Below are 15,742 nucleotides of genomic sequence, written 5' to 3' on the forward strand. Positions count from 1 at the left end.
CGCCGGTCGGGGCACCCCATCCATCCACCGGAATCAACGTAGGGCGGATACCGCGGCCGGTCACCCCTCTTGTGACGCAGGTCACCGCAATTCCTATAGACTTAGCAGGTTACGGCTCCGGGCCTTGTTCACCCGGGCAGCTGCTTGAGCACGTACGGGGCGACCTGATCCAGCGGGCCGGTGGTGCGGTAGGCCCGGCACAGCACCGCGGCCCCTTCCAGAGTGGCCAGCATCAGGGCGGCCAGCCCCGAGGCGCCGCGGGCGGGGGCACCGAACGACACCAGTCCGTGGGTCACGGAGGTCAGCCAGGTGTCGTACGCCGCGCGGCACGCCTTGCTGAGCGCCGGTGAGGCGGGCACCGAGTCCAGGGTGATCGTGGTGACCGGCAGGCCCTCGGTGAAGTCGGAATCGCGCAGGTCCCGGGCGAAGTGCTCGACGAGCGAGGTGGCCCAGCCCCGGGCGCTGGTGCTGTCCGCCAGACGGTCGTGGATCAGCCGATCGACCTCGACCGCCCAGTCATCGACCGCCGCCACGGCGATTTCTTCCTTGCCACCGGGGAACAGGAAGTAGACGGAACCGCGCGGGGCTCCACTGTGCTCAATGATCTGAGTCAGTCCCGTGCCGTGGTAGCCGTGCCGACGCAACAGCGTCCGGGCACTGGCGATGATTCGCGCCCGGGTGTCCGACTTGGGCCTCGGCATGACACACCTCTCACGGGCTTGCCTCGCGGGTCCGACGACGAAACTATATCAATCGGTCTACTTAGATGCGTTTCAGCGTGGCCGCCCCGGGTGGCCCGCCTCACCCCGGAGGTTCTGGTGACCCACACCCGGTTCGAGTCGATCGGCGCGTATCTGCCGTCGACCGTCGTCTCCACACGCGACCTCGTCGCGCAGATGAGCTACCAGCCACCGTTCGACCTGGAACAGATCACCGGCATCGCCGAACGCCGCGTCCACGACAAGCGCCCGGACTCCCTGGAGGACTCGTTCGTCCTGGCCCGGCGTGCCGCCGAGGACTGCCTGTCCCGTTCCCGGTACGCCGGTGCCGACCTCGACGTCGTCATCTCCGCCTCGATCACCCGGTACCACGGCGACAACGTCTTCCAGTTCGAGCCCTCGTTCGCCCAGCAGCTCGCCCGGTCGCTGGGCGCCACCCGGGCGATCCACTTCGACGTCTCCAACGCCTGCGCCGGGATGCTCACCGGCGTCGCGATCCTGGACCGGATGATCCGGGCGGGCGTGGTCCGCAACGGCCTGGTGGTCAGCGGCGAGCAGATCACCGCGATCGCGGAGACCGCGGTCAAGGAGATCAGCGAGATGTACGACCCGCAGTTCGGCTCGCTGACCGTCGGCGACTCCGGCGCGGCGGTGATCCTCGACGAGTCGACCTCGGAGACCGACCGGATCCACTACGTCGAGCTGATGACCTGTTCTGAATATTCACACTTGTGCATAGGTAAGCCGAGCGATCGTAACCAAGGGATCGCGCTGTACACCGACAATCACCAGATGCACAAGGAGGACCGGTCCCGGTTGTGGAGCCGGTTCCAGACCGATTTCCTGGCCAAGCGCGGGACCACCTTCGCCGAGGAGGGCTACGACTACGTCGTGCACCACCAGGTCGGCAGCAAGTTCATCCGCAACGTCAACAACCACGGCGAGAAGGCCTTCGGTACGCCGATGCCCGAGTCGCTGTCCGTGGTCGAGAAGTACGGCAACACGTCGTCCACCTCCCACTTCGTGGTCCTGCACGACCACCTGCGCAGCGGCCGCGCCCGGCCCGGCGCGAAGTACCTGCTCGTACCGGCCGCCTCCGGTGTGGTCACCGGCTGCGTCTCCGCCACCATCAGCTCCCTGGAGGTCTGAACCATGCCCACCGCCATCGCCTCCACCGCGGTGAGCACCGACCCGCACCTGTCCGGGTCGATCGCGCGCGCCTCCGCCGCCGCCACCGCCTGCCTGGAGCAGGCCGGGGTGCACCCCGACCAGGTCGACGTGCTCATCAACGTCGGCGTGTACCGCGACGAGAACATGGCCGAGCCGGCCATGTCCGCGCTGATCCAGAAGAACGTCGGCACCAACCTGGACTACCTGCGTTCGGGCAGCCCCGCCCTGTCGTTCGACCTGATGAACGGCGCCTGCGGGATGCTCAACGCGGTCCAGGTGGCGGGCGCGTTCCTGGCCGGTGACGCCGAGTTCGCGCTGGTCGTCTCCGGCGACACCCACCCCTCCGGCCGGCCCGACCCCGACTTCGGGTACGCGCACGTCGGCGCGGCGATGCTGCTGTCGCGCTCCGCCGACGCGGGCACCGGATTCGGCCCGGTCAGCACCGCGACGGCCCCCGGCGACGCGCCCGGGGTGATCGGCTACGCCGACCTCGGCGCGGTCGGCACCCGCGGACGCGAGCTGATCTGGGTCCGCCGCGACCCCGACTACGCGCAGCGGCTGGTCGAGTTCGCCGCCGCCGAGGCCACTCGGTACGCCGCCGAGCAGGGCGTGGACCTGTCCGAGACGCTGCTGGTCGCCTCCCAGCCGACCCCGACCTTCGCGGCCGAACTGGCCGCGCGGCTCGGCGTCCCCGCCGACGCCGTGGTGACCGTCCACGGTGTCGACGGGGACCCGCACACCTCGGCGCTGACCCTCGCCTACCACCAGGCGGTCGAGGCGGGCCGGGCCGACGCGTACCCGCAGGCGCTGTTCGTGGCCGCCGGGGCGGGGCTGTCGGTCGCCTGCTCGGTCTACCACCACGCCGGCTGATGGCGCTCGCGACGACGACCGGCGTGGCGGCCCGGCTGGCCGCCCACGCCGACGCGTTCGGCGCCCGTGACGCGGTCGTCTGGCCCGGCCACGGGCGGCTCACGTTCGCCGAGCTGCACGAGCGCTCCGACGCGTACGCCGCGGGGCTGCACGCGCATGCCATCGGCAAGGGCACCAAGACGGTCCTGATGCTGCGGCCCGGCCTGGAGCTGTACCCGGTGCTGTTCGGGCTGCTCAAGCTCGGCGCGGTGCCGGTCATCGTCGACCCCGGCATGGGCGTACGCCGGATGCTGCACTGCTACCGCAGCGCCGGGGCGCAGGCGTTCATCGGCGTCGGGATCGCCCACGTGGTACGGCTGCTCAACCGGCGGGCCTTCACGGGGGTGCGCATCCTGGTCACCGCCGGGCGGCGCTGGTTCTGGGGCGGGTCGACGCTGCGTACGCTGCGGGCAGGCCCGCATCCGGCCGGCACCGACCGGCCCGGCCCGGACGACCTGCTGACGATCGGCTTCACCACCGGCAGCACGGGCCCGGCCAAGGGTGTCGAGTCCACCCACGGCGCGCTGGACGCGATGGTCGAGCAGGTCATCGCGGTGCACGGCCAGTCTCCCGAGGACGTGGCGCTGGTGACCTCGCCGCTGTTCGGGGTGCTGCACCTGCTGATCGGCTCGACGTGCGTGCTCGCCCCGGTCGACCCGACCCGGGTCGGTGCCGCCGACCCGGCGGTGCTCGCCGACACGATCGAGCAGTTCGGAGTCACCGGGATGTTCGCGTCCCCGGCGCTGCTCGACCCGTTCGGCCGGTACCTGCGCGACACCGGCCGGCACCTGCCGACCCTGCGCACACTGGTCGCCGGTGGCGCACCGGTCTCCGATGAGGTGGTGCAGACACTGCACCGCGACGACCTGCTGTTCCACGTCACGTACGGGGCGACCGAGGCACTGCCGATCGCCTCGATCGAGTCCCGCGAGATCCTCCGCGATACGCGCGAGGGCAGCCGGACCGGTGCGGGCACCTGCGTGGGCCGCCCGGTGGACGGCATCGAGGTCCGCATCATCCGGATCACCGACGAGCCGCTGCCGGTGTGGCGCGACGACCTGCGCGCGGCGCCCGGCGAGGTCGGCGAGATCACCATCGCCGGGCCGACCGTCAGCCCGCGCTACCACCGGCTGCCCGAGGCCGATGCCGCCGCCAAGATCGCCGACGGGGACCGGCGCTGGCACCGTACCGGCGACCTCGGCTTCCTCGACGACGCCGGGCGGATCTGGTTCTGCGGCCGCAAGAGCCAGCGGGTCGGCGACCTGCACACCGTCCAGGTGGAGGGGGTGCTCGACACCCACCCGGACGTGTACCGCACCGCCCTGGTCGACGCCGGTGACCGCCCGGTCGTGTGCGTCCAGCCGCGCCCCGGCGTCACCGACCACGACCGGCTGCGCCACGAGCTGCGCGAACTGGCCGCGAGCCAGCCGGTGACCAAGACCCTCGACGAGTTCCTGGTCCACCCGGCGTTCCCGGTCGACATCCGGCACAACGCGAAGATCAACCGGGAGTACCTGTCGGCCTGGGCCGCCTGGCGGCTGCGGCCCCGCCGCGCCATCGACCTGGCACCGCGGATCGTCCCGCTGGCCGGCTGGGCCTTCCTCGCGTACGGCCTGGTCGGGCCGATGCCGCACCCGCTCCTGTGGACGCTGTGGTGCATCGACTTCGTGCTCAGCTTCGTGGCGCACGGCCTGCAGATACCCCTCGCGGTGCGCCGGGCCCGGTTCGCGGGCATCGCCCCGGCCCGGGCCGCCGTACTGACCATGCTGTTCGGCGCAACCTGGTGGAAGGGGTTGCCGTGGCGGTGACCATGGTGTCCGGGCAGTCGCCGATCCTCGCGTCCGGTGCAACCGTCAGCGGGGGCCTGCGGTGAAGATCCTGGTGACCGGCGCCTCCGGATTCCTCGGCGGGCACATCGCCGAGGCCGCCGTCGCGGCCGACCATGACGTCCGGGCGCTGCTGCGCCCGAAGGCGATCCCGTCCATGGACACCGGCGCCGACCGGGTCGAGCCGGCCCGCGGCGACCTGGCCGACGCGGCCTCACTGGCCGTGGCCACGGCGGGGGTGGACGTGGTGATCCATTCGGCCGCCCGGGTGACCGACCACGGCAGCCCGGCGCAGTTCCACGACACCAACGTCGCCGGCACCCGGCGGCTGCTGGCGGCGGCGCGCGCCAACGGGGTGTCCCGGTTCGTCTTCGTCAGCAGCCCCAGCGCGGTGATGGACGGCACCGACCAGGTGGGAATCGACGAGAGCATGCCGTACCCGGCCAGGTATCTGAACCTGTACTCGCAGACCAAGGCGGCGGCGGAACGCCTCGTCCTGGCCGCCGACGAGCCCGGGTTCACCACCTGCGCGCTGCGCCCGCGCGGCATCTGGGGCCCGCGGGACTGGCACGGCTTCATGCCCCGGCTGATCGCGAAGCTGCGGGCGGGACGGCTGCCCGACCTGTCCGGGGGGCGCACCGTGCTGGCCTCGCTGTGCCACGCCACCAACGCGGCCCACGCCTGCCTGCGGGCCGCGGGCTCCGATCAGGTCGGCGGGCGCGCGTACTTCGTCGCCGACGCCGAGGTCAGCGACGTGTGGGCGCTGATCGGGCAGGTGGGCGCGATGTTCGGCGCGGCACCACCGACGCGCCGGGTGCCCCCGGCGGTGCGCGACGCGCTGGTCGCCGCGATCGAGACGGTGTGGCGCATCCCGTACCTGCGGGACCGGCACTCTCCGCCGCTGTCGCGCTACTCGGTGGCGCTGCTGACCCGGTCCAGCACGTACGACACGAGCGCCGCCACCCGCGACTTCGGGTACGCCCCGGTGCTCGACCAGCAGGCCGGGCTGCGGCAGCTGCGCGACTGGGTCGACAGCATCGGCGGGATCGACGCGTTCACCAGGTACGTCCGGTGAGCCGCTACCAGCGGCCCGTGTCGCCGACCGAATGGCTGTACCTCGCCGGCCAGCGCACCATGCCGCCGTTCGCGATCCAGCTCGTCGTCGAGGGCGAGGGCCACCTCGATCCTTCCGCGCTGGCCCGGGCCGTCGCGGTGGCCTCGGCCGCGTGCCCGGGCGCCCGCCTGGCCCGGCACGGCCGCACCTGGGTGGACACCGGCGAGGCACCGCCGGTCACCGTCGCCGGGTCCACTCCCCTGTGGCCGGACCTGGCGTCCACCGCGCTGGAACGCACCTGCGAGGTGGTGGTCGGCGAGGGCGCGGTGATGTTCCGGGTGTCCCACGCGGTGATGGACGGCCGGGGCGTACTGACCTGGGCGGAGGACGTGTTCCGGGCGCTGCGCGGCGAGCCGCCGCTGGGTGCCCCCGCGCCGCTGACCGACTTCGGTCTTGCCGAGCGGCTGGGCGCGCCCGGCCGACGGCCCCGGATGAGCGTCGGCTGGCGCTCCCCCCTGGCGACACCGTCCGCCCCGGTCGCGACCGCGGGAGGAGCGCAGCGGTGGGCGCGACGCAGCGTCGACGGCAACCACCCCGGGCTGGTCGCGAAGCTGGCCACCGCCGTGGCCGGGTTCACCGGCGCCGACCGGTCCCGCTTCATGGTGCCGGTCGACCTGCGCCGGCACGACCCGGCGCTGCTCAGCACCGCCAACCTGAGCCTGCCGGTGTTCCTCACCGCGGGCCCGGACGAGACGTGGCAGACCCTGCACAAACAGATCCTGCGCGCCCTCGTCGAACGGCACGAGGTCACCGGCGGCGCGGCGGAACGCGCCGCGTACCGGCTGCCGTTAGGGCTGCTGGCCCGGTCCCTGCGCCTGGCCGGTGACCGGTACCTGTGCACCGCGATCCTGTCCCACCTCGGACGCGTCGACCCGGCCGGCTTCAGCGCCGACGGGTTCCGCGCGTCGACCGTGTACTCCCTGCCCACCCACGCGCCGCTGGCCCCGCTGTCCATCGTGGCCACCGCTCTGCCGGGGCGTACCGAACTGACCGTGGCCCACCACGGCCCGCCCGAGCGGGCCGAGGCGCTGCTGGACGCGGTCGAGGAGGCGCTGTCGCCGCACCGGCACTGGGCGGGCAACGACACCCGGCGCGCCGTGCCCCGGGCGACCCTGACCGGCATGTTCGCCCGGCAGGTGTGCGCGGCCCCGCAGGCCGTGGCGCTGACCGGGCCGTTCGGTGAACTCACCTACGCCGAGCTGGACGCCCGCGCGGACGTGGTGGCGCACACGCTGCGCGAGCTGGGCATCGGCCGCGGCGACGTCGTCGGTCTGCTGGCCGACCGTACGGTGGAGGCCGTCGCGGCCGTCTTCGGCATCCTCAAGGCCGGGGCGGCGTACCTGCCGCTCGACCCGCAGCACCCGGACAGCCGGATCGGCCAGGTGCTGCGCGACGCGGGTGCGCCGCTGTGCCTGCTCGGGCGCCGTCACGCCGGGCGCGTCGGCATCGCCCAGGTGGTCCTGGAGGACCTGCCCGACGGTGGCGCGCCGCCGGCCGACGACGTGACCGGGCCGGACGATCTGGCGTACGTCATCTACACCTCCGGCTCGACCGGGCGGCCCAAGGGCGTCCAGATCGAGCACCGCAGCCTGGTCAACTACGTCACCTGGGCCGCCGAGGCGTACCGGGTGGACGCCCATACCCGGTTCGCGCTGTTCACCTCGCTGGCGTTCGACCTGACCGGCACGGCGCTGCTGCTGCCGCTGCTGGCCGGGGGCAGCGTGGCGCTGGTGCCCGGCGAGCCGACCCACGTGAGCCTGCGCGACATGCTGGAACGCGGCGGCGCCAACGCTCTCAAGCTCACCCCGGCCCACCTGGATCTGATCGGGCGGCTGGGGCTGGCCCCGGCCGGGTTCAGGGTCCTGGTGGTGGGCGGCGAGCAGCTGCGCCCGGCGGTCGCCGCGGCGGCGCAGCGCGCGTTCGGGCCGGACTGCCGGATCGTCAACGAGTACGGGCCGACCGAGGCGACGATCGGCTGCGTGGTGCACGTGTTCGACCCGGACCGCGACACCGGCGCCGCCGTCCCGATCGGGCGGCCCGTGGCCAACACGTCGGTGTTCCTGCTCAACGGCGACGGGCGCTTCGCCGCCCCGGGGGAGACCGGCGAGATCCACCTGGCCGGTGCGCAACTGGCGCGCGGCTACCGGGGCCGGCCCGACCTCGACGCCGAACGGTTCGTCCGGCTGGCCGACGGCACCCGGGTGTACCGGACCGGCGACCTGGCCCGGGTGGTGGACGGGGAGCTGGAATACCTGGGCCGCACCGACGACCAGCTCAAGATCCGGGGGTACCGGATCGAACCCGCCGAGATCGCGGCGGCGCTGGAGACGTACCCGGGGATCGTGCGGGCGGTGGTGACCGGGCGGGCCGCCCGCCCCGGCACCGATCCGGTGCTGTGCGCGTACGTCGTCGGTGCGGTGACCGCCGAGCGGGACGTCCGCGATCACCTGGCGCAACGCCTGCCGCGGTACATGGTGCCCGCCGTGATCGTCACGGTGGACGAGCTGCCGCAGACCACCAACGGGAAGATCGACCTCGGGGCGCTGCCGGACCCGTTCGCCCACCGGCCGGTGCCACCCGAGCCGGGCGGCGGGCCGGGTCCCGGCGAGGTCGAGGAGCGGGTGTCCCAGATCTTCGCGCGGATCCTGCGGGTGGATCGGGCGTTGATCGGGCCGGACAGCGACTTCCACGCCCTCGGCGGCGACTCCCTGTCGATGATCGAGATGCTGGCGGTGATCGCGGCGGAGCTGCCCGATCCATCCACCGGCGACACCCTGGCCGGGTCGGTGATCCGCAATCCGACACCAGCGGCCGTCAGTGCCGCCATCCGCGCCGGTGCGGCCCTGCGCCCCGAGGGTGCACCGGTTTCCGGCGGTGCGGCGTGACCGGCCCGCGCATCCGGACCGCCACGGCGGCGGATGTCGACGCGGTGGTGCCGCTGATGCTCGACTCCTCCCCCGGCCTCATCGCGGCGACCTTCGGGGCGGGCGCGCCCGCGGTCGTACGCCGCGACTTCCTTCGCGGAAAGGGCCTTTTCGGACACACCCACCAGCTCGTGGCGCTGTCCGGCGACGGGCAGGTGGTGGCGACGCTGACCGCGTACCGGGGGCGGGACTACCGGCGGCTGAGCCTGCAGACGCTGCGGTCGGCGGCGGTGCTGGGGCCGGGCGCGCTGCTGCGGGCGCTGCGCCGGACCCTCGCCCTGGCGCACCTGTTCGCCCCGCCCGGGCGCGACAGCCTGTTCCTCGCCAACCTCTGCGTCGCCCCGGCCGTGCGCAGTCAGGGCTACGGGGCGGCGATGATGGCGCACGCCCAGGCGCTGGCGCCCGTTCAGGGACTGGCCACGGTCGAGTTCGACGTGTCCTTCTCCAACCCGCGCGCCCAACGGTTGTACGAGCGGCTCGGCTGGGTGGTCACCGGGGAACGGCACGCGCCCGCGGGCAGCCCGCTGGACGGCTTCCGGCGGATGCGCCGTCGCACCGCACCGGACTGACCTGTCACCACCCTGGCCAAGCAGGCGGTCGGCCGCATGTAGATCTGCGACAGGGCCTGGTCCACGGGGCGCGCCGTCAGCGCGGCCGGACCAGGCCCAGGTCGTACGCGACGATGGTGGCCTGGACGCGGTCGCGGACGCCGAGCTTGGGCAGCAGCGCGTACACGTGGGCCTTCACCGTGCCGGTCGCGATGCCCAGGGTCGCGGCGATCTCCGCGTTCGACTGGCCGCGGGCGAGGTTGACCAGCACGTCGCGTTCGCGCGCCGTCAGCGCGTCCAGCCGCGGGTCGGCCTCGGGTGCCGCGGTCAACGCGCCGGTGGCGAACGCGTCGATGAGGCGCCGGGTGACCGCCGGGCTCAGCATCGCCTCCCCGGTCGCGATGACGCGGATCGCCGCCACCAGCTCGCCGGGCTCGGCGTCCTTGAGCAGGAACCCCGAGGCGCCGGCCCGTAACGCCTGGAACACGTACGCATCCTGGTGGAACGTGGTCAGCACCAGCACCCGCGGCGGCCGCTGTCCGGCGGTGAGCCGGGCGGTCGTGGTCAGCCCGTCCATGCCGGGCATCCGGATGTCCATGAGCACCACGTCCGGTGCGGCCGTGGCCGCCAGCGCGAGGGCGGACGCGCCGTCGCCGGCCTCTCCGACCACCACCATGTCGTCCTGCGCGCTGACGATCGCGGCCAGCCCGGCCCGGACCATGACCTGATCGTCGACCACCATCACCCGCACTGCGATGACCCCACCTCCTCCTGCCGCGCGGCGGCGCTGTGACTTAGACCGTCGAGCAGGCTCCGCATCGCGGTCAGCGCCTGCCGGGCCGACCCCACCACGGCGTCGAGGTCGGCGCGTTCCGCGGCCCGCGGCACCTCGGCCGCGTGCCGCAGCACGGCGTCCCGCAACCCGGCCGCGATCCTGACCCGCTCCTCGTGCGCCCGCAGCTGCGCCTGCGCCAGCACGGCCGCGACCCCGCCCTCCTCCGAGGTTCGCAGCCGGTACCGGCGCCGCCGGGCCGCCCAGCCCGCTAGCCAGCACCCCGCCAGCGGCACCGCGAGGATCACCCCGACCACCGCCGTGATCAACAGCAGCGACACTACCGCCGCCAGCCCCGCGTTCTGCGCGGGGCCTGGCTCCGGTGTGGATCCCATGGCGGTCAGCACGCCCATGGCCGACGCGGTCGACGCCGCCGCGCCGACCGGGGCCAGCCAGGTGAGGCCGGGGCGCGCACCCCAGGCCGCCACCGCGTACACGGCGGCCAGCTCCGCCCCCACGCCGAACAGGAACCACCAGCCGCTGTCGGGAGAGATCACCTCGGAGACCGCCAGCAGTGGTCCCAGCCAGGTGGTGGCTGCGACCGCGCCGAGCACCCACCACGGACGACTGCGCCGCCACAGCAGCGGCACGACGTGGGCGAGCAGAGCCAGCAGGATCAACGTCGCCGCCGCCCGGGAGAGGTCCCCATCCCCGAACGACCCGGCCAGCCCGCTCAGCGGCAGCGCCAGGGCGAAGAAGGCGATGCCCGCGTCGAGCACCGCCTGGCTGAACAGCTGACGGCCCACCCAGCGCCGGGCGCGCTGGAATCGCCGGGTGCCGGAGTGCGCCGACCAGGCCTCGGTGGCCAGCGGGAACACCGCCCGTACCCGCCATCCGCCGCCGTCACGAGGCCCGGCGTCGAAGGTCGCGCCGAGGGCCCGCGCCCGCTCGCGCATCCCGGTCAGCCCGCGCCCGCCGCCCAGCCCGGTGGCCGCCCCGCCGTCGCCACGACCGCCGTCGTCGTCGATGACCAGCTCGGCGTGCCCGTCACCGGCCGACAAGGCGACCTGGACCGAACCGCCGGGGGCGTAGCGCAAGGTGTTGGTGAGCGCCTCGCGGGTGATGCCGTACACCGCGGCGGCCAGCGCGGGTGGCAGGTCGACGGGCGGGACGTCGACCGTCACCACCTGCCCGAGTTGCCGGAAGTCGTCGGCCAGGTCGGCCAGGCGTCCCACGGCGGCGTCCGGCTCGCCCGGCGGCGCCGGGATGATCGCCACGAGGCGGCGCAGGGCGGTGAGTGTGTCCTGACCGGTCCGCGCGGCGAAGTCCAGGGCCTCGGCACGAAGTTCGGGCCGTTGCTGTTCGAGCATCCGCGCGGCCGACGCGTTGACGACGATCGAGGTCAGGTGGTGCGCGCTCACGTCGTGCAGTTCCCGCGCCAGGCGGCGGCGCTCGGCGTCGGCCGCGTCGCGGCGCACCTGCCGGGCCTGCGCCAGCCGCTGCGCGAAGGCGGCGCGGTCGTGGCGCCAGCGGCCCCGAACCCGGCCGAACGCCGTGACCATGCCGTAGACGGCGAGCAGGGTCACCAGCTCCATCGGATAGTCGCCGGTCAGGCCGTCCCGCCAGGCGGTGAGCCCGGCCTGCCACACCAGCAGCCCGGCGAACACCAGCACCGTGGTCCGCACCTCGCGGCGTGCGGCGACGCTGAACAACGCGACGAGGTCCGCCACGGAAATCACCAGCAGCGCGTCGCCCGGGATGAACATCTGCTGGTCCGCCGGTGCGACCCAGGTGGCCAGCGTCAGCCCGGCGGCCACCACGACCACGGCGGTCACCGGCCGGGTACGCCGCAGCCCCAGCGCCGCCGCGACCAGCACCACGGTGGCGATCACCGCGACGGCTGCGACCGAGCCGACGGCGCGACCGGGCCACAGCGCGAGCTGGCCGGCGCACAGCACGGCGGGCAGCAGCCAGGTCTTGGTCACGACAGGGAACCTATAACCTCCGGCACAGATCGATTTCCGGCCATGGGTGGATTCGCGCAGGGTGCTCGTGCCGCCACACTTCCGGGATGCTGACTGTCGCGGAGCCGCTGAGCCCGTACCACCGCCTGGCCCGCACTCCCATCCACCGCTGGTGGCGTACGGTGCTGGGCACGTTGTTCATCGTCGTCGGCGCCACCATGCTGGCCCTCGGCGGTTACGGGGTGGTCACCGTGGCGGCCGACCTGGCGGGCCGCCCGGATGGTGCGGACGGGTTGCCGACGTTCGGCGCGCTGGCCGACCTCGCCCTGAGCTTCCTGATGGTCGCGGCGCTGCTGCCGGTCACCCTGCTGGCGGCCCGCTGGATCCAGGAGCGTCCCGCCGGGACCCTGTCGTCGGTGACCGGGCGGCTGCGGCTGCGGTGGCTGCTGACCTGCCTGGCGGTCGCGGGTGTCGCGATCGCGCTGTTCCTCGGCGCGATCACCATCGTCGACTCGGGCACCGGGGCGGACACCGATCTCACCGGTGAGCTGGCGGGCTGGGGCCCGTTCGCGGTGTCGGCGCTGGTGTTGCTGCTCGTGGTGCCGCCGCAGGTCGCGGCGGAGGAGTATCTGACCCGCGGCTGGCTGCTGCAGGGCGTCGGTGCGTGGTGCCGGCGGCCGTGGCTGCCGATCGCCGTGCAGGCGATCGTGTTCGCCGCCCTGCACGGCTGGGGCACCCCGTGGGGCTTCGCCGATCTGGTCATGTTCGGCCTGGTCGCGGGCTGGCTGACGGTACGTACGGGTGGGCTGGAGGCGGCGATCGCCCTGCACCTGGCGAACAACCTGCTGAGCTGTCTGCTGTCCGCCGCCTTCGGTGATCTCGGGGTGGACGAGACCGCCGCCGACATGCCCTGGCGGTACGTGGCGATCGACGTGCCGGTGCTGCTCACGTACGCATGGGTGATCGCCTGGCTGGCCCGCCGGCGTAACCTTCGTCACACCAGCCCGGTCCCGGAGGCCCCCAGCGGCGCATTCCCGGTGGCTGTGGACTCGGGCGGCGCCATGGCCGGCGCGCTCCCCCAGGCCGCCGGAAGCGCAGCTCAGTGGTAGCGGCGCCCGGCCGATGGGCCGAGTGGTGCTTCGGGGGGAACCGGAGGGGAGCATCCGCGCCGGGTTGCGACGCGTCGCCGGGTGACCGGGGGCTTTCGCCCTGGGCGCCGGGCCGATCTCCGGACTGAGGAGCAGTCCATGGGCTTGCGTGTCTCGCTCGCTCGTACCGCAATCTTCGCCGCCCTGTACGCGGCCGCCACGATCGCCGGGCGCATGACCGTCCTGGACGAGGGCCGTCTGGCGCTGGTGTGGCCCGCCGCGGGAGTGGCCGTGGTGTGGTTCTGCGCCCAGCGCCGCGCCGCCCACCGCTGGGTGGATGTGCTGGCCCTGGCCACGATCGCGCTGGTGGGAAACGCGTCCACCGGCACGGGCCCGGCCCTGGCGGCCGTGCTGGCCGTGGCGAACGTCGCCCAGACCGTGTTGTTCGGGTGGCTGCTGGGTCGCCGGCGCCCCACCTTGTGGGGTGGCGGCGGCAACGAGCGCCTGAGCACGCCGCGCGAGCTGGCGTGCGTGCTGGGCATGACGGTCGTCGCCTCCGCCGCCGGCACCGTGACCGCCCTCGCCGGATTGAGCCTGCTGGACGGGCACCTGTCGGGGCTGCTGGTGGTGGACTGGCTGACCCGCCAGGCCGCCGGCATGTTCGTCATCGGGACCGCCGGGCTGTGGTTCGGCCCCACGCTGAGCGGTTTCCGCTCCCGACACGGGTCGGCAGCCGGCTGGTGGCGGGCCGCCGATCGTGCGGTGCGCGCCATCCCGGCCTGGCGGCTCGGCGAGTACGCGGCCGTGACGGTGTGCTCGGCCGCCGCGTACCTGCTCGGCTTCGTCTACGACCGCGGCCTGCCGCTGCTGTTCCCGCTGATCGCGGTGACCGTGTGGGCGGCCGCACGGCTGCGCACCAGCTTCGTGGTGCTGCACGGCCTGACGGTCGGCGCGGCCTCGTTGCTGTTCACGCTGCACGGCGACGGCCCGATGGCCAACATCGCCGACCCGCACGTCGGCGCCCTGTTCGCGCAGGTGTACGTCATCCTGGTCGCCGTCGTCGGGCTGTCGTTGGCGCTGGGGCGCGACGAGCGGGCCACGCTGATGGCCAAGCTGTGCGCCCAGCAGCAGGAGTTGGCCCGGCATGCGGCACTGACCAGCGCGATCATCGACTCGATGGCCGACGGGCTGGCCGTCGTCGACGCCAACGGCGAGGTCCTGCTGAACAACCCGGCCGCCGTGCGGCTGCTCGAGAGGCCCACCGGCCCGCTCACACCCGCCGAGGTCCGGGCGCGGCTGCACCACCTCGACGGCACCCCGATCGCCGACGCGGACCTGCCGAACGTCCGGGCCCTGACCGAGGGCCGGATCGACCCGGTCGACCTGCTGGTCCAGGAGCCCGGCGGCCGCGACTCGCGCGTGTTCCGGGTCACGGCCACCACCCTGCCGGAGGGGCACGGCACCAGCAGCGCGGTCGTGCTCTATCACGAGGTGACCGCCGAGCACCGTCGCCGCGACCAGCTGACGAGCTTCGCCGGGATCGTTGCGCACGATCTGCAGAGCCCACTGACCACCGTCGAGGGATGGGCCGAGGCCGCGGCCGACGCCCTGGACGCCGAGCAGCCCACGATCGACGTCGACCAGGCCCGCGACAGCATCGCCCGGGTGTCCCGCGCCGCCGTGCGCATGCGCGGGCTCATCAACGACCTGCTGGCCAACACCGCGGCGCGCGACGCCGCGCTGCACCCCAGCCGGGTCGACCTCACCGGTCTGGTCGGTGACATCGCCACCGGCCGCGCCGACGCCGCCGCCGCCTCGGAGCAGCCGGTGCCGCAGGTCGCCCTGGGCCGGCTCCACCCGGTGTACGCCGACGCCGGTGCGGTGCGCCAGCTGCTGGAGAACCTGATCGGCAACGCCATCAAATACACGGCAGCGGGGGTCACGCCGCATGTCCGGGTCACCAGCACGCGCGTCGGCGGTGTGGTGCAGGTGACCATCGCGGACAACGGCATCGGGATTCCGGCCGGGCAGCACGAGGTCATCTTCGACAACTTCCACCGCGCCCACGCCGGGCAGGGCTACACCGGCACGGGGCTCGGGCTGGCGATCTGCCACCGCATCGTCACCCGCCACGGCGGCACCATCACGGCCGACGACAACCCCGGCGGCGGTTCGCGGTTCACGTTCACCCTGCCGGCGGCGGACCCGCCCCCGGCGGCCCGGAAGGCGGCCGAGCAGGCCGCGCTGCCCCCCGGCCGGCCGGGCCGGTCGACATCGGAGGGCCGGAACCAGGCTCCCCTGGTCGCCGCTTGAGTGTGGACGCTCCCGGCCACGGGGTCCTGGGGCCGGCGGGCGATGCGCACGGATCCGGCGAGCCGGGCTTGCTGGGCGGGCTTCCCGGCGGGTGCGGCCGACCGGGGATGGTTCCCGGAGAGTCCGGCTTCCCGGGCATTCCCGGCTTCCCTGGTGTTCCCGGCTTCCCTGGTGTTCCCGGCTTCCCGGGCCCGCTCGGCATTCCCGGCACACCCGGGATTCCCGGCAGACCCGGTTTTCCAGGTACGCCCGGTTTGCCAGCCGGTGGTTCCGGGCATCGGGGCGGGCTCGTTTCCGGGATGTCGCGGGCCAGGCGGGCCGACAGCCAGTCGAACGCCGGGCCCTGGGTACGGCGCCAGAAGGCGTGATTGTGCCCGCCGTGGCGCAGTTCCACC

11 protein-coding genes are annotated in these 15,742 nt (G+C 73.8%); 8 read left to right on the forward strand and 3 right to left on the reverse strand.

Going from position 1 to position 15,742, the window contains the following annotated elements:
* Positions 1–128: 128 nt before the first annotated feature.
* Positions 129–701: a TetR/AcrR family transcriptional regulator gene (locus ACMCNO_RS19400; RefSeq protein WP_412750863.1), complete on the reverse strand. Its 573-nt coding sequence runs from the start codon at positions 699–701 to the stop codon at positions 129–131.
* A 117-nt stretch (positions 702–818) separates the two neighbouring features.
* Here ACMCNO_RS19400 and ACMCNO_RS19405 point away from each other — a divergent pair, with 117 nt between their 5' ends.
* The 6 genes from ACMCNO_RS19405 (at position 819) to ACMCNO_RS19430 (ending at position 9,231) form a co-directional block, all read left to right on the forward strand.
* The gene (locus tag ACMCNO_RS19405) at positions 819–1,868 is read left to right on the forward strand and encodes a 3-oxoacyl-ACP synthase III family protein (protein ID WP_412750864.1); all 1,050 of its coding nucleotides are present in this window, start codon (positions 819–821) and stop codon (positions 1,866–1,868) included.
* Between the two features lie 3 nt (positions 1,869–1,871).
* Positions 1,872–2,759: a 3-oxoacyl-[acyl-carrier-protein] synthase III C-terminal domain-containing protein gene (locus tag ACMCNO_RS19410; protein ID WP_412750865.1), complete on the forward strand. Its 888-nt coding sequence runs from the start codon at positions 1,872–1,874 to the stop codon at positions 2,757–2,759.
* Complete coding sequence (locus tag ACMCNO_RS19415) at positions 2,759–4,606, forward strand: fatty acid CoA ligase family protein (RefSeq protein WP_412750866.1); 1,848 nt, start codon at positions 2,759–2,761, stop codon at positions 4,604–4,606. Before ACMCNO_RS19410 ends, ACMCNO_RS19415 begins: the two co-directional genes overlap by 1 nt.
* 61 nt (positions 4,607–4,667) lie before the next feature.
* Entirely contained in the window at positions 4,668–5,699 is a 1,032-nt protein-coding gene (locus tag ACMCNO_RS19420; RefSeq protein ID WP_412750867.1) for an NAD-dependent epimerase/dehydratase family protein, read from the forward strand.
* Positions 5,696–8,623, forward strand: a complete 2,928-nt coding sequence (locus ACMCNO_RS19425) for a non-ribosomal peptide synthetase (RefSeq protein ID WP_412750868.1) — start codon at positions 5,696–5,698, stop codon at positions 8,621–8,623. Before ACMCNO_RS19420 ends, ACMCNO_RS19425 begins: the two co-directional genes overlap by 4 nt.
* Positions 8,620–9,231, forward strand: coding sequence for a GNAT family N-acetyltransferase (locus ACMCNO_RS19430; protein WP_412750869.1), 612 nt, complete (start codon positions 8,620–8,622; stop codon positions 9,229–9,231). Before ACMCNO_RS19425 ends, ACMCNO_RS19430 begins: the two co-directional genes overlap by 4 nt.
* A gap of 76 nt (positions 9,232–9,307) precedes the next feature.
* Here ACMCNO_RS19430 and ACMCNO_RS19435 read toward each other — a convergent pair whose 3' ends face one another.
* Positions 9,308–9,952 (reverse strand): response regulator, encoded by a 645-nt coding sequence (locus ACMCNO_RS19435; RefSeq protein WP_412750870.1) that lies wholly within the window; start codon positions 9,950–9,952, stop codon positions 9,308–9,310.
* Complete coding sequence (locus ACMCNO_RS19440; protein WP_412750871.1) at positions 9,952–11,967, reverse strand: sensor histidine kinase; 2,016 nt, start codon at positions 11,965–11,967, stop codon at positions 9,952–9,954. Before ACMCNO_RS19440 ends, ACMCNO_RS19435 begins: the two co-directional genes overlap by 1 nt.
* Before the next feature lie 86 nt (positions 11,968–12,053).
* Between ACMCNO_RS19440 and ACMCNO_RS19445 the strand changes: the two genes are divergently transcribed.
* Positions 12,054–13,055: a CPBP family intramembrane glutamic endopeptidase gene (locus tag ACMCNO_RS19445; RefSeq protein ID WP_412750872.1), complete on the forward strand. Its 1,002-nt coding sequence runs from the start codon at positions 12,054–12,056 to the stop codon at positions 13,053–13,055.
* A gap of 138 nt (positions 13,056–13,193) precedes the next feature.
* Positions 13,194–15,347: an ATP-binding protein gene (locus tag ACMCNO_RS19450; RefSeq protein ID WP_412750873.1), complete on the forward strand. Its 2,154-nt coding sequence runs from the start codon at positions 13,194–13,196 to the stop codon at positions 15,345–15,347.
* Positions 15,348–15,742 lie beyond the last annotated feature (395 nt).

Origin of the sequence: Krasilnikovia sp. M28-CT-15, assembly GCF_047159595.1 — a bacterium.
Classification (GTDB): Bacteria; Actinomycetota; Actinomycetes; order Mycobacteriales; family Micromonosporaceae; genus Actinoplanes.

Coding starts and splice junctions, on each gene's coding strand:
- ACMCNO_RS19400 (WP_412750863.1), bottom strand. CDS start 701: ATGCCGAGGCCCAAGTCGGACACCCGGGCGCGAATCATCGCCAGTGCC.
- ACMCNO_RS19410 (WP_412750865.1), top strand. CDS start 1,872: ATGCCCACCGCCATCGCCTCCACCGCGGTGAGCACCGACCCGCACCTG.
- ACMCNO_RS19435 (WP_412750870.1), bottom strand. CDS start 9,952: ATGGTGGTCGACGATCAGGTCATGGTCCGGGCCGGGCTGGCCGCGATC.
- ACMCNO_RS19450 (WP_412750873.1), top strand. CDS start 13,194: ATGGGCTTGCGTGTCTCGCTCGCTCGTACCGCAATCTTCGCCGCCCTG.
- ACMCNO_RS19445 (WP_412750872.1), top strand. CDS start 12,054: ATGCTGACTGTCGCGGAGCCGCTGAGCCCGTACCACCGCCTGGCCCGC.
- ACMCNO_RS19415 (WP_412750866.1), top strand. CDS start 2,759: ATGGCGCTCGCGACGACGACCGGCGTGGCGGCCCGGCTGGCCGCCCAC.